Raw genomic sequence first — 13,013 nt, forward strand, 5'->3', positions numbered from 1 at the left:
CTGTCCTCGCCCCTTAGGCCGTCCAAGACGATCCCGATCTTCTCTTCCGCTGAATACTGCTTGCGCGTGGCGCGGCGGATGTCTTTGACAAACTTCTCGCCGTGGCTCTTGCGTGTTCTGGGTTTCTTCGCGCATCCATTCTCGAATTGTAACTGATCCGCTCCTCATGAATGTCTGCTTCTGGTGAGGCTGCGCTGTAGCGCCAAGCACACTTCGCAGCGTCCGGAACGGCCCGGATCAGGGGGCTGGGTCGGTGGTATTCTTGGTGACTTTGCCCAAGCCTAGCTAGTAAAGACTCAGCTCCAATAGTGTTCTCGGAAAGACGCAGCCAAGCCAGGAGCCTCCGTTTTTATCAGTCTAATAATAGACTCACGGACTTTGGTGGGTGAAGTCTCTCTTTCTACCTTCTCAATGCTCTGCAAGAGCCCGTACCTTCCAAGCAGTTGGTTCAGGTCCTGCTTTGTAATATCACCTAGCTCTTTGTCTAATTTCCTCACGAGACGAATTGAAAAGGTGATCATTGTTGGGACGTCTTTCAACGTGGGGTGACCTTTGTAAAAGTCGTCTAATAGCCTCGTAGTGTCCAAGCCACTGAACTCGGCTTGGATAGCTAGTTTGTTGCGTGTTAAAAGTGCTTTCTGTCGTGCTTTCAGGTCAGCATTTTGATCGCTTATGCACTATGCGATTTCTCCAATGCACGAGCAGGCAAGCCCCTACATGGAGAAAGTCGTTCTTACCCAACAAGTGTTCCGAAATATCAGAAATTTTCTCAGCACTGGTGGTGCTAGCGGTCCATGTGTTTCTCGCATCGTTCAGTCTGTGAAAGGACGCAATTGAATGAATGTACTCCTTGAGAGCCTCACTAGACTTTTGCAGCGACGCCTCAACTGCGAAGCGGCGTGCCTTCAAAGCAGCTGCTCTTTGATCCTTCGGGTTCCAAGAGATGCTAAGACCGCTTGGTTTTGGGTAACCGTTTTCCACGGCATCTAGGCCAACAGCAATGGTGTTCAGATGAGCCACGGCCTCACCTGTTTCAACAAGAAAATCTCTAATCGGCAGGCGTGCTACCGTTACACTATGCCACCCTTGTGTCGCCGTCGGCAGTAAACCTCTCGGAACTCACTGCAATTTTCAAGACAAATTGGAAGCATGTCCCATAAATGGTGTAGCGAAAGACCGCTCTGACGGGCCGCGCCGCAGCATCTGAGCGACATGGCCAATTGCGGCAATGGGCCGTTTTGGAAATTCGTATTTCGGGCATTTGATCATTCTTGTCTTCTATCAAAACTTGGGTTGCAGTCAGGGCGTTTCGGTCGAAATCTGCAATTCGTTAGGCAACAGTTCACGCACCAAGCCAGTAAATTTTGCGCCCGCATAACCGGCTGCTCCATCAGGCGTGAGCTGCATCCGGGACGTTCCCTCCGTCTCCTGGATTTCAAGAACGGTGTAAGGTCGCTGGTAAAGCCACTCGCGGTTCTCGACGGCGGTCAGCTCAGGGTCCGGGGGATGCTCGTCAGTGAACGCGTAAAAGTACAGCGTAAATCCGAACCCATGCACATGCTGCACGGAGAGTGGGGTCATTCCCCAATCCAAACAGCTTTTGTGGAGGCGGGCGATGTCATGGGTCCTGAGCGTCAGAAGATTGAGCGTAGCCCCTCCCCCCAAACGCGCGGTGTCGTGTTGCTGGTCGGGTCGATTTCCTTTGAACCAATGCTCGATCAGTTCAATTGTAAAGCCTTCAGGGTCCTGAAAATGTGCAAGGTACCCGATGTCCTGAAACTGACGGGCCGCGCCCACCTGCACGCCTTTGCGGCGCAACTGATCACAGGCCAGTTCGATATTGGGGACCGCGAGTGCGATTTTCCAATACACGTCCTGATTTGACGGTTGATAGGGCAGCTCCGCAGGCTGGAAAACCAGCCCTGCTTCCTCATCCCTATACCCAATCGTTCCGTCGTTGCGACCAACCATGCCCAGAACGTCGATGTAGAACCGTTGCTGCGCTTGGGGATCGCGGCAGCGCAACGTGATCTGATCAATTCTGGGCACGGTCTTGTTCCTTTCGCTGCGAAGGCGCTTATTGTGCGACCTCAAAATGATCTTCGCGCAACAGCGCCGTTCCATCAGGCTGAAGCGCCCAGAGCTCTTTGGTGATAATGCCATGCGCGTTGTTCATGCGCCATTCGGCGGAGACCGCGGCAGTTTCCAGATCCCGAGCGACAACGGTTGTTGTATTGAAATAGACAACGTCGTCAAAGCCGCCTTCGACAAGCTGTGTCCAGAATGCCTGGATGGCTCCACGGCCTTCGAAAGTTCCGAATGGCTCGGCCACCATCACGGCATCTTCTTCGTACATGGCGGCTGCGCCTGCAGCGTCGCCCGCGTTGAAGGCATCCCGCCACTGGCGGCTTGCGGTCGCAACGGCCATGCTGAGTTCAAATTCGCTTGCCGCGCGTGTTGCCGCTTCGTCGGCCTGGCCCGGAACTGCCGACAAGGCCAACAATGCTGCGACAGTCAGTCCGAGCGGTGTTTTAAGCTGGTTATGCATTTCATTCTCCGTTGTTGATGACAGAGAAATACGCATGTCCCTTTATCCGAAAAACCCAAGCGCACCGGACTGACCGTTCGGTCAAGTCGGACAGTGCAGTTTGCTGGTGAAAAACCCCTATACCACCTCACTCAACTTCTGTTTCAGAAAATCAATCATCGCACGAACGCTCAGCGGTGGGACGGTTCCGAAGGGGTGGATCGCGTAGATGCCCGTTGAGCGGGGTTCGTATTGCGGCAAGAGCTCAACAAATTCTCCGGCGTCCAGCCTGCCACGCAAGAAGAAGTGCGGCAGGATTCCGATACCTGTGCCATTCCTGATGAGCGCCTGAACTGCATTGACCGAATTGGCCGTCACAATCTTTTGGAACCTGAAAGTTTTCGGTGTGCCCCCCGCCCGCGCTGCCACGCGATGCTCTGCATCTGAAGTTTCCCAGTGATGCGCGACATACGGAAGGTCTTGCACGGCTTCCGGGGTAAGCCCGACCTCAGGGTCGAGGCCATGGTCGCGACAAAACGAAGGTGAGGCGCAGAGGATATCCCTGGCAAAGCCGATCCGTTGCGCCTTGAATTCGCTGTCCGGAAGCTCGCCTACCGTTATTGCCAGATCGATGTTGTCCCGGATCAGATCAAGGCGCTTGTCGTCCACGATCAACTGCGGTTCGATGCGGGGATAGCGCGCGACCAGATCACCAAGGGCTGGCGCGATGGTGCATTCGACCATTGCGTGAGGTCCGGTGATCCGAAGCAGGCCCATGGGCTCGGCAAGGTGCTCGCTGACCTCTTCCAGAGCCGCATTCGAAAGGTCGTTCATTTCCCGGCAGCGACGGTAGAATTTTTCGCCCATGGCTGTGAGGCTCTGACGCCGCGTCGTTCGGATCAGCAGCTGTGTCCCAAGCGACGCCTCAAGTTGTTTGAGCGCATCGCTGACACCTGACTTTCCCATATCAAGCGTATCTGCAGCTTTCGTAATCGATCCCGCATCCACAATGGCCAGAAAGATGCGAACCTGGTTGGAGATGAGGTTTGTCATTGTACGGAAACTGATGGCGCATTGCGCGTAAATGCAACCGAAATCGGACAGTGATTTGTTCGGTGTGCTGGCACTGCGTTTTGAATTGGGCGAGAACCCAACCAAAAATTTCGAACGCGCTGTGAGGCTATTCGCATCTCGCAACCGCATTCACTTCGGCAAACGTCCGCTTTCGGGACTAAGCTGCTGCAAGACAACATATACCGGACGTCAGATTTGAGCCGATACTAACTTGGTAGCACGATAAGCGGCTTCTAAATGCTACCCATATGATACCCAGGCTGGAATCTTATCGAGGGCATCATCAGAATAGTCCATCTATCCATTTGATTTTAAACTATTTTATTGGTGCCCGGGGGCCGTTTCAAACCTGCTTCGCAAATTCCGGTAAAAGCATTATTTATCAATAATTTAAAAAGTTTCTTCAAGTCTAGCGTTGCGGGAAATGTTGCGGGATCACGCAACAGTTGATTCAAACCTGCCAGCATGTTTGAGGACAAGAGTGTTCAGCGCTTGGCCATCGATAGATTGGGTAGTTCTTCCAAATCAGTAGTTCCTGTGGTCAACTATGCTTTTTGTGAGCAAGGTGAACGAGGCGCTATGGACCAAGATTTTCTCGATCTTCCTGAAGACGACAATTTGGCATTTATGACATTGGAAAGCGAATTTCGAATTGAGTTTCGGACCGCGACTGAGGACCAAAACAGCAATTGGGAGTTTGAAGCGGCGGACTACATGAACAAGACTTTGGCCGCGGCAAAAGCACTAAACATCGAAGCGCTAGACTATTACACGGCCGTTTCACACAACTCCCAAAAATTTGGAGAATCGTTTTGGACTTTCGTCCGCGATGTAGACAATGTCCTTATACAAATGAGGGTACATGGCTCCCGTCGTTCAAAACAAAATTCGGTTGCATTCACTGAAGTCCAGAAAAACAAGATTCATGCACTTATCGAGAAGATTAGATCAGCAGTCGAAGAGTCATCGGCGAACGTCTCCAAGAAAGAAAAGGTCTTCAATATTCTAGCGACGCTAGCGAAAGAGGTAAGCAAACCCAGAACCGCTCTCGCGCGCTTCGGTGATTTGGCTAGGAGCTTGGCGGGGGTTAGTAAGGACGTGGCTGAAGAAGGCGCGGAACCTTGGTGGAAATGGGCCAAGCTAATTTTTGGCGAAGTAGATGAGGCCAAAGACGCCGAGCCTAAGTTACCTGCGCCCGAAGAGATCAAGAAGATTGAGCCGCCCCGAAAGGAACTGCCTGAACCGAAGGCACGGGATCTTGACGACGAGATACCATTCTAGGCCACCTAACACCCAAAATTTTCGCAAGACATTGCAGCGTCTTGCGACGAAATATTGGACGAATGTTGCGGGAAATGGTGCGTGATCCCGCAACACTCGCACCCTTTTAAAAGATTTCCTTTTAAAATCAATAAATTACGTTGACTTTGTGGTGCCGGGGGCGGCTTCAAATTTGAGGCGCAAGATACTGTTCTAGATTACTTAATTTTTTTTCCTTTTGGTGAATGCCCCCAAATATGCCCCCAGCCTTAATGCGCAGGCATTCCGACGTGCTAGCAAAATTCTGGTTCGCCCCGCACTGTGTAGGTTCGACCATGACTCAAAATGTCCGTCGCCAGAGGTTTTGAGCTTAAGAGCGGCCTGAGCTGGTGGAGTATCTGGCCCATCTGGTTTGTTTGATAATGCGGCGGATTTGCTGTGAAGGAAGCGCGCTACCCTGAAGTGCGCCTCCTATTAGAAAACAATGAGTTATCTAATAGGAGAACATCGCACGGGAGCTGTTTACACGCAACTGAGGTTGAAAGAACGCCGTAAGATCGAGAGCTGGTGGCATGCCAATGTGCCCGTCCGAGAGATGGCGCGTGTCCTCAAGCGTCACAAACCGACGGTCTTTCGCGAGATCAAACGCAATTTCTGGGCGGACGATGCTCTGCCGAAGAAATACGCTGGCTACTTCGGTCATGCCGCTCAATTGCTGACGGATAAGCGCCGATCCGTGCAGCGCAAGCTGATCCGGCATCCCGATCTCTGCAGGACCGTTGTGCGACGTATCAAACAAGGCTGGACACCTGAGCAGATCGGCAACCGGATGATCCATGAAGGAGCGAAGCTGCGCGTCTGCCAAGAGACTATCTATCGCTATATCTATTCCAAAGAAGGCTTGGCGCAGGAGCTCTGGTGGTACCTGCCTGAGCACCGTAAGGCCCGACGTCCGCGTCGTGTCAGAAAGCGTCAGGCTCACAAGTTTGACCGCGATGTCAGCATTCTGTTCCGCCCTGATGATGTCGTTCATCGTCGCCAGTTCGGACATTGGGAAGGCGATTTGATGCTGTTTAAACAGAAGCTTGGCCAATCGAACGTGACATCGCTGGCCGAGCGCGTCAGCCGCTTTACAGTGCTGCTGAAGAACCCTGCTCTGCTACCCAACCTTCTGCCACTGAGTGCCAGAGATGTAGCTGGAACCATTGTCGCTGAGCAGCCGTGGCTTGTGCAGAACGGTGGCCTGGTCGCAGCTTGAAGCTTGCAGAGCCAGATCCAGCGTGTCGGTTTATGTTCCCGAAGCTTCAAAAGTGCTTAGGGCGATCCGAGGCCTTGATCGCAGCGACGTCTCTTCAGTGAGGAATTCCTCAATCACGCTCCTCATCGCTTGAGCTGTGTTTGTGAAGCCCATAGCCTCCGCCTCACCTACAACCGTGCGCGCATTCAGCAGTAATTCTTGTTTCATTTTTCCAATTCCACACAATTAAAATTTGATGGACCACTAATGGAAAGATTCGATTAACAGGTGGTAAACAAAGAGATAACGTAAGCAAAATCTTGCTCACGCCCTAGTGAACTGCTCCAGATATTGTGTGAGCTTGGTTAATCCATCCTAAATAGGACTACCCAAAAATAGCGAGTCTGAATGTGTGTTGCAGTGGGAAGAAGTGAGCACGCGATGGATATTCGTGGACGACCTTGGGCGTTTTGCCCCTCGTGATCGTATCTGCCAACAAGCGCATCAAATTGGCGTTCTCGTCAGTCATTGCTGCCTGAAGTAAGCGCTTATGGGTCCAAATAGCGGTATTTGCTAAGAGAGAGTTTGTTGCTCATCGTGACCAACAAGGAGTGGACGATGAGAAAGACAACGAAGAGCCCTAGCGAGAAGATCGTCAAAGACATCAAACGCGCCATGCGCAAACACTACTCATCTGAAGAGAAGATCAGGATCGTGTTTGATCATCTGCGCGATGAGGACAACATTGTAGAGCTGTGCCGCCGTGAGGGCATATCGCAGGGCATCTACTACAAGTGGTCTAAGGATTCCGGGGAAACCGGGAAAAAGTGGCTTGCGGGTGACACAGCGCGTGCTGCAAACACTGACGAGGTCAAGGAACTGCGTCGCCAGGCAATGAATCTCAAAGAGGTGGTTGCGGAAAAGACGCTGGAACTGCGCCTTCTCAAAAAACGCATGACAGGCGATGGGGGCGACCACGAATGAGGTAGCCTGCATCGGAGAAGCTGAAGATTATCCGGCTGGCCGAAGAAAGCCATCTGTCGGCTCGTCTGACGCTGGCCAAACTGGGTGTCCCTAGGGCGACGTTCTATCGCTGGTATGATCGGTATCTGCAGCGTGGCGAAGCTGGCCCGGACAACTTTGTTGAAATTCGAATTGGTTAGCGAGGTGTGTTTCAGGACAGTTATCTAACTTCACACAAGATGTGGTAAAATTCACCATAACGTCAGCAATATTTTGCTTACTTGAAGTCTATTTTTACAATCTATTAATAAACATTTCCGAATAGTGAGTTATGAATATGCAATTGAATGAAAGCGTCACGCAATGAGACAAGAATTGCTGCTTAATGCTCGCAAAGTTGCAGGTGAAGCAGAGGCTATGGGATTCGAATATACAACCAAAGCTATGAACAATGTGATAGACCAGTTTCTATCTGGCGAGCGGGCTGCGGCTACAGAGGAGCCCTTAGAATGCAGATTGATCGACAGAGCAGTTTTGCGTTAAAAATTTTTTTAGTTTTTTAACCCCTGTAGAGCACAAAAAACTCCCTAGATGAAGTTTGAAGCTGTCTAGGGAGACAAATGCGAGAACATAATAGGCTACTATCAGTAGTCTGTTGTTTGAAGCATATACAGAAGATCAAAAAATACCAGGATTAATCTGTCCGTTGTCAGGGTTTTTGAAACTTGCACTACAATCAACCCCAATATCCCAATCAGATAACCTTCAAGCCGCCAAGAGCCTCAGGCGAATAATCCTCCAAAGTTCCCTATACCCTCGATTGCGTAAACAAAACCTTGCGATCAAGTGCGTCTAGATAAGGAAGTGAAAATCTACATAACTGACATTGCTAGTCGTAACTTAAACCGCAATGAAAGTACGTATGATGCTTCGATATATTTATGCCGACTCGCTACACGAGTTCCCACTTCTCAAACATTCAATGTTCCGTGATCGTGCGGACCAGTTTGCCCATCGCTTGGGATGGAATGTTAAGGTAAACGCGCTCGGAGAAGAACGCGATGAATATGATGACCTAAACCCACTGTACGTGATTTGGCAGTTGCCTGACGGAACTCATGGCGGATCAATGCGGTTTTTACCTACCGTTGAAAAGTCGATGGTAAATGATCACTTTTCACATTTGCTTGGAGGAGGCGCAATAACAAGTCCGCAGATTTGGGAGTGCACTCGGTTTTGTATGAAGCGAGGAATCTCTGGGCAAGTTGCTGCTGCATTAATGCTAGGGGGTAGCGAATTAATGGAGAATTTTGATATAAATCATTTTGTTGGCGTTTTCGATGCGCGGATGGTTCGGATATACCGAAGGATTGGCGCATGCCCTGAAATATTGGGTAGCGCAGGACATGGGCGCGAACGAATTAGTGTCGGTCTTTGGGGTTTCTCCAACCAAAAGAGGGATCAAATCTTAGTTCGTTCGGGGATAGATCGACGGGAATCCAAGTCTTGGTTTCAGTTTTCGTTTACTGAAAAACTCACTACAAGAGACTCAACAGAGGGCAGGAGGTGGCGACCCGTTGAAACAACCAAAAAAACGTTTGATGACATTCCAGGTCAGCATATTGTGGCTAAGATACACCGAGGAAATGCTGAAAGAAGTTGGGTATGATTGGGGATCGGCCAGTGGAAGAACAATCACAAATAGAGACAAATTACATCAAAAACAGATGGGTTTTAGATGTCCTCATCGATTTGATTAGCTACGCGCAACTAAATGACTTACCGATACTGGCATCACAATTGGAAAGAGTTGCAAGCGAGAATGCTTCCGAGCTGATGGATTAGCGCAACTTGATTGATCCTCTTTAAGAGTTTGTGCATGATTAGCTGTTGATCCATTCGGATGATAACCTCTGGCGCAGGTGGATGGTAGCCTAATCTGAATTAGTTTTGGTTTGATCTGACACCGCCCCCTTTTCAGAAAGCTGAAATGGGAGCGGAATGTCTTTGATTTAGAAGGTGTGATCTGAGCTCCAGAGTATCCGCCCGACTGAGGCGCTATTTCAGTTTGAAGAAATGAGGAATATAGGCAGTACGAACGAGAAGATTAAGATTGCGGTTTGTAACGGGTTTTCGATTGCGACTTTGATGGATGTTTTTTCCAGTCGCAACATTTTACCTGTGTCTTCGCGGTATTTTTCGAAGTAATCGGGCAGACGGCGTAGGCTGCGATCATCGACAACAAGGCAACTGCCACCTTGGTTTCGTTATCCATTTTTTCGCAAACCGCCACGACATGAGTTCGTCGATGAGGTTGATTTTGCGATCCGGCGGTCGCTGGAGCACTCATGCGAGCCATGCCTCGGGATCGACGTCGTTCATCTTGGCGGTCTCGATGAGGGTGTACGCGATGGCGGCGGCCTCTCCGCCACCGACAGAGCCCATGAACAGGTAATTCTTGCGACCAAGCGCGATGGGCGGATTGAGCGCTCAAAGATGTTGTTGTCCAGTTCCAGCAGCCCGTCACTGAGATAGGCTCGCGCTTTGGGCATGCGGTTCTCCGCGCCACGGACGCTCATCGCGCACATAGCTCCAGAGCCGCGCAATCTGAGTCTTCTTTGGCTTCAGCTTGCTTTGCAGTTTGACCGGCGTGTCATCGGCAAAAAGCGCAGGGCCTGCCCTGACCAGATTGCCGATATGATCGGCCAACGGCTCCAGCAGGGCTGTGCTGTGCCCTATCCTTCCGTCAGCGTGGAGCGATGTAGATCAACCTTCTCGCGGGCGAAGATTTTGGATTGCCGGTCAAGCGGTAGATGATCACAATATTTGCCAACCAGCACGTGGGCCAGAAGGCCCGGCCCGGGTTGTACTCCAACTCCTCGGTGACATCCTCGCCGATCTGGCGCAAAGAACCGCCGCAGTCGCCACATTCCTCTCCGGCAGACAGAACCTCGTCCTGCCGTTCCAAATAGTCAGGCAATGGTTTGCGGCTGTGCGGGCGCTTGGGGGGCTTGCTATCGGCTCTGGTTGGCTCGTTCTTCTGTGCCTCTGCCGCGACTTCGATCTCGACATCTTCCGCCAGATCGAAGGTCAGTTGACCAAGGCGCTCGGATTTGGAGCCAAAGCGCGCCCCGCGGTGGCCATGAAGTTCAGCCTTCAGCTTCTCATTTTGGCAGGTCAGCGATTGCACCTCAGCCATCAAACGCTCACTGACGGCCCGTAGTTCAGTGAGTTTTCCGGCACAGATTTGAGGGCGTTCAACATGGGCTCGGATATAACCGGTTGCAGCAAAAGGGTGAATCGCGAAACGCCTGATCGTGCAGATTTATTGCATTACCCGGTGCTCAAAGGCCGCCATGTCTTCTTCGGCATCCGCCAGTCGATACCTTCAAGCAATATCGAAAGCTGCGCCGCCGTCACGCTGACTTTGCCATCCCTGGCGGCAGGCCAAACGAACCGCCCGCGTTCCAGCCGTTTGCTGAACAGACATGCGCCTTGGTTGTCCCACCAAATGAACTTCAGGAAATCACCCCAACGCCCTAGGAACACGAACAGATGGCCGGAATGCGGGTCTTCTTCCAGAAACTTCTCCGCCTGAGCCGCCAACGTGTTGAAGCCTCGCCGCATGTCCGTCAACCCTGCGGCCAGCCATACCCGTACAGGAGTCAAGGCATCAGTCCTTCCACCAGCGCCAATTCTGCGGACAGGGCCGTCGTGCCTTCCACCAGAATCCGCCGACCATCCGACAACGTGATGTCCACGCGTTGCGCCGAAATCAATCCGGCCAATGCGGGCGCGGAAACTTGAATATCGGAATGCGAAGGCGTCGGCACCGAATACTTAATCTCAACCGGCAGAAATGTCACCCCCTCGTCTTGCGGGCATGCATCCTCCTCATCAGGGGCGAAGCGAGGATCGCGAAGTCACTTGTGGAACAGATTGGCGTTCATCGAATACCGCGGCACCACCTGCGCAACCGATACGCCCGGTGCCCGCGTCTGGCCGCAAATCGAGCGCTTCTCGTCATCAGACCAAAACCGCTTCTTCTGACCCTTCTTGCCCGCCATAGAATACCCCAAGATGTCCACTATCGATGCTGGACATTATCAAGCACTCCATCACGCCGTCAGAGTCAGAGCGGGGAAACCGGACGGGTACGCTCCAAATCTCCTCCGCCTCAGATCAGATGGTTGCCCGTTTCGATGGTATTGTACACCAACCAAAACGGAAAAACCATTATGTTGGGTACTATCGACAAGATTATCAATGCCGAGTGGTTCTACACGACCAAACACGCCCAAATCCTCATCAATACCTAGCTCAACAGTACAATCGTGTCCGACCGCATCAGGCCCTCGACATGCGCCTGCCAGTTTCAAAACCCTTAGTCAAAAGGGACCCATGGAAATGGGGCTTGACAGTTGAATGAGATCGGCGAGTTATTGCCTGCAGCTCTAGGTCAATTTACTTGTTGTTAACGAAACTGGTAAAAAATTACATCGAACTTGAAACAAACTCAGAGGACTTGTCGATGCAATTATTGGACGCTATCAAAGTCGCAGAGAGAGTGCTTGAAGACGCAGAAGCTCAAGGTTTCAAAAACACCGCCGAAGCCATGCGGTTAGTTCTGAACGACATGAAGGACATGAAGGACTTTAGGCTTGTCTCAGAAACAAAAGCTATGCTGCCTGGTGATTATCGACCAATTCGAGTAAGTGACCTGTTGCCAGTTCAATAGGCGGAAATTTGCGCTTTCATAGCTAGATCCTTGGAGTTAAAAATTTAGATTGTCGATGGTCGTATGGGAACGTCTTAATTTGCATGAGTTCTTAATGTAGCGAAAAGCATCGGCCCATGCTCGGTTTCGGACGCGGTAGGTTTTCCGTCTGACTTGGTCGGCTTTCAGTCTGCACGCATCAGAAACCTTCAGGCCGACATACTTCTACCACCACTTGTTGAAGGTCGCATCTCTGAAGCCGCGCTTGCGTCATTGCTCCTTTGCGTCAAGCCCAACCTGATGCTCCTTCAAGGTGCCAGTGGTTTGTTCTTTTCTGAAACGACTTCTGTTAACCGTCTGTCCCTTCAGTTGGCGAATGGGTTATCCGACGTTTTATTATACAGAGTTTCGCCTATGTCCCTATAATACCTTTTGACGGCATGCGGTGTAGTTGCCCTTCCGCTGTCTGAGAAGATCATAGCTGGCTCCAACGGGAGCGTGGTCAAATCCTGAGTGTGACCGTTAAAATTGACTGGCGGGTCATAAACAGACTAGAAATCGGGCACCTTTCCCAAAAAAGCGCCACGTTGTTAACTAATTGTTTACTCTATTTGCTGATTTTTCAATCAAGGCAGTTTGGGCCCCCGTGATCCATCCCACCCCCATGGTTGGGGCCTGAACTGTCACATCTGTTTCAGATAAACGCGGACGTGTCGCTATTTGATGCCGCTTATTGGATAGTATTTATCCCTGCAGATCCGACGCATCGACATCTGAATCACATCCTGCAGCATTGGACTTTTATTGCAGGGTTCGCTTCAGACGAATATTTGGCGCAACATGAAAGCTCGACAGGGTCATTCCTCTCCCGCTTGATATGGGGGCTTGAAGTTTTGTATCCAAGTCGAATAAAGCTACAGCAGGAATACATCCTCGTAAAACGCGTAGTCCTCTTGCCTTTCAATGACGGAGTCTTCTTCGGCACCCGGCAAGTGAGTTTCCTCCACGTCAGACGGATAAATGCCTTCAGTGTCTAACACGGTGTCCTCTTCGGCATCCGGCAGGCGGGCTTCTTCGGAAAGAACAACCTGCCCTTCGATTATCGTGCCCCAGAGTTTTGCCGCGTCAAATGTTGGATCGTCACTGCCTCCCAGATCCTGAACCCCGTTGAAGGGAACATTCCCGTAGGCCCAGTGCCCGTCCTGTCCGACGGCGACATTGTCGTCGAGGAAGAC

General features: G+C 51.2%; 12 protein-coding genes and 5 pseudogenes. 5 read left to right on the forward strand and 12 right to left on the reverse strand.

Features of this window, described 5'->3' with window-relative positions; translation table 11 throughout:
* Positions 1 to 1,299: 1,299 nt before the first annotated feature.
* The 3 genes from ACOTTU_RS24505 to ACOTTU_RS24515 form a co-directional block, all read right to left on the reverse strand.
* The gene (locus tag ACOTTU_RS24505; RefSeq protein ID WP_425662103.1) at positions 1,300 to 2,049 is read right to left on the reverse strand and encodes a VOC family protein; all 750 of its coding nucleotides are present in this window, start codon (positions 2,047 to 2,049) and stop codon (positions 1,300 to 1,302) included.
* A gap of 28 nt (positions 2,050 to 2,077) precedes the next feature.
* Positions 2,078 to 2,548 (reverse strand): nuclear transport factor 2 family protein, encoded by a 471-nt coding sequence (locus tag ACOTTU_RS24510; protein ID WP_425662105.1) that lies wholly within the window; start codon positions 2,546 to 2,548, stop codon positions 2,078 to 2,080.
* A gap of 117 nt (positions 2,549 to 2,665) precedes the next feature.
* Positions 2,666 to 3,580, reverse strand: coding sequence for a LysR family transcriptional regulator (locus ACOTTU_RS24515; protein ID WP_425662107.1), 915 nt, complete (start codon positions 3,578 to 3,580; stop codon positions 2,666 to 2,668).
* A 486-nt stretch (positions 3,581 to 4,066) separates the two neighbouring features.
* Between ACOTTU_RS24515 and ACOTTU_RS24520 the strand changes: the two genes are divergently transcribed.
* On the forward strand, positions 4,067 to 4,882 hold the full coding sequence (locus ACOTTU_RS24520; protein WP_425662109.1) for a hypothetical protein: 816 nt from the start codon (positions 4,067 to 4,069) through the stop codon (positions 4,880 to 4,882).
* A gap of 463 nt (positions 4,883 to 5,345) precedes the next feature.
* A pseudogene (locus ACOTTU_RS24525) lies at positions 5,346 to 6,014 on the forward strand (IS30 family transposase); the annotation flags it as partial.
* A 135-nt stretch (positions 6,015 to 6,149) separates the two neighbouring features.
* Here the strand turns inward: ACOTTU_RS24525 and ACOTTU_RS24530 are convergent.
* A complete protein-coding gene (locus ACOTTU_RS24530) occupies positions 6,150 to 6,326 on the reverse strand; it encodes a hypothetical protein (protein WP_425662111.1) in 177 nt (58 codons plus the stop codon).
* 390 nt (positions 6,327 to 6,716) lie between these two features.
* Between ACOTTU_RS24530 and ACOTTU_RS24535 the strand changes: the two are divergent.
* Together ACOTTU_RS24535 and ACOTTU_RS24540 are read left to right on the forward strand one after the other, a co-directional pair.
* A pseudogene (locus ACOTTU_RS24535) lies at positions 6,717 to 7,219 on the forward strand (transposase); the annotation flags it as partial.
* 767 nt (positions 7,220 to 7,986) lie between these two features.
* Positions 7,987 to 8,586: pseudogene (locus ACOTTU_RS24540) on the forward strand (acyl-homoserine-lactone synthase); the annotation flags it as partial.
* Between the two features lie 824 nt (positions 8,587 to 9,410).
* On the opposite strand, the pseudogene ACOTTU_RS24545 reads toward ACOTTU_RS24540, so the two are convergent.
* The 7 genes and pseudogenes from ACOTTU_RS24545 to ACOTTU_RS24575 all read right to left on the reverse strand — a co-directional run.
* Positions 9,411 to 9,595, reverse strand: a pseudogene (locus tag ACOTTU_RS24545) (IS66 family transposase); the annotation flags it as partial.
* Positions 9,585 to 9,770, reverse strand: coding sequence for a hypothetical protein (locus tag ACOTTU_RS24550; RefSeq protein ID WP_425662113.1), 186 nt, complete (start codon positions 9,768 to 9,770; stop codon positions 9,585 to 9,587). The pseudogene ACOTTU_RS24545 and the gene ACOTTU_RS24550, both read right to left, overlap by 11 nt.
* 26 nt (positions 9,771 to 9,796) lie before the next feature.
* Positions 9,797 to 9,991 (reverse strand): IS66 family transposase, encoded by a 195-nt coding sequence (locus ACOTTU_RS24555; RefSeq protein WP_425662125.1) that lies wholly within the window; start codon positions 9,989 to 9,991, stop codon positions 9,797 to 9,799.
* A gap of 86 nt (positions 9,992 to 10,077) precedes the next feature.
* Positions 10,078 to 10,260 (reverse strand): annotated as a pseudogene (locus ACOTTU_RS24560) (IS66 family transposase); the annotation flags it as partial.
* Between the two features lie 134 nt (positions 10,261 to 10,394).
* Positions 10,395 to 10,730 (reverse strand): IS66 family insertion sequence element accessory protein TnpB, encoded by a 336-nt coding sequence (gene tnpB / locus ACOTTU_RS24565; RefSeq protein WP_425662115.1) that lies wholly within the window; start codon positions 10,728 to 10,730, stop codon positions 10,395 to 10,397.
* On the reverse strand, positions 10,727 to 10,927 hold the full coding sequence (locus ACOTTU_RS24570) for a hypothetical protein (protein ID WP_425662117.1): 201 nt from the start codon (positions 10,925 to 10,927) through the stop codon (positions 10,727 to 10,729). The genes tnpB and ACOTTU_RS24570 overlap by 4 nt, the downstream gene beginning before the upstream one ends.
* 57 nt (positions 10,928 to 10,984) lie before the next feature.
* The gene (locus ACOTTU_RS24575) at positions 10,985 to 11,128 is read right to left on the reverse strand and encodes a hypothetical protein (protein ID WP_425662119.1); all 144 of its coding nucleotides are present in this window, start codon (positions 11,126 to 11,128) and stop codon (positions 10,985 to 10,987) included.
* Positions 11,129 to 11,592: 464 nt separating this feature from the next.
* On the opposite strand from ACOTTU_RS24575, the gene ACOTTU_RS24580 reads away from it, so the two are divergent.
* Positions 11,593 to 11,799 (forward strand): hypothetical protein, encoded by a 207-nt coding sequence (locus tag ACOTTU_RS24580; protein WP_425662121.1) that lies wholly within the window; start codon positions 11,593 to 11,595, stop codon positions 11,797 to 11,799.
* 893 nt (positions 11,800 to 12,692) lie between these two features.
* Here the strand turns inward: ACOTTU_RS24580 and ACOTTU_RS24585 are convergent.
* A partial coding sequence (locus ACOTTU_RS24585) for a hypothetical protein (protein WP_425662123.1) occupies positions 12,693 to 13,013 on the reverse strand: 321 nt, incomplete at its 5' end.

Source organism: Roseobacter sp. EG26, assembly GCF_049830555.1.
GTDB lineage: Bacteria > Pseudomonadota > Alphaproteobacteria > Rhodobacterales > Rhodobacteraceae > Roseobacter.

Bases quoted from the DNA above. Each gene is read 5' to 3' on its own strand.
- ACOTTU_RS24555 (WP_425662125.1), bottom strand. From the start codon at position 9,991: ATGTGGCGACTGCGGCGGTTCTTTGCGCCAGATCGGCGAGGATGTCAC.
- ACOTTU_RS24530 (WP_425662111.1), bottom strand. From the start codon at position 6,326: ATGAAACAAGAATTACTGCTGAATGCGCGCACGGTTGTAGGTGAGGCG.
- ACOTTU_RS24515 (WP_425662107.1), bottom strand. From the start codon at position 3,580: ATGACAAACCTCATCTCCAACCAGGTTCGCATCTTTCTGGCCATTGTG.
- ACOTTU_RS24520 (WP_425662109.1), top strand. From the start codon at position 4,067: ATGTTTGAGGACAAGAGTGTTCAGCGCTTGGCCATCGATAGATTGGGT.
- ACOTTU_RS24580 (WP_425662121.1), top strand. From the start codon at position 11,593: ATGCAATTATTGGACGCTATCAAAGTCGCAGAGAGAGTGCTTGAAGAC.
- ACOTTU_RS24575 (WP_425662119.1), bottom strand. From the start codon at position 11,128: ATGGCGGGCAAGAAGGGTCAGAAGAAGCGGTTTTGGTCTGATGACGAG.
- ACOTTU_RS24510 (WP_425662105.1), bottom strand. From the start codon at position 2,548: ATGCATAACCAGCTTAAAACACCGCTCGGACTGACTGTCGCAGCATTG.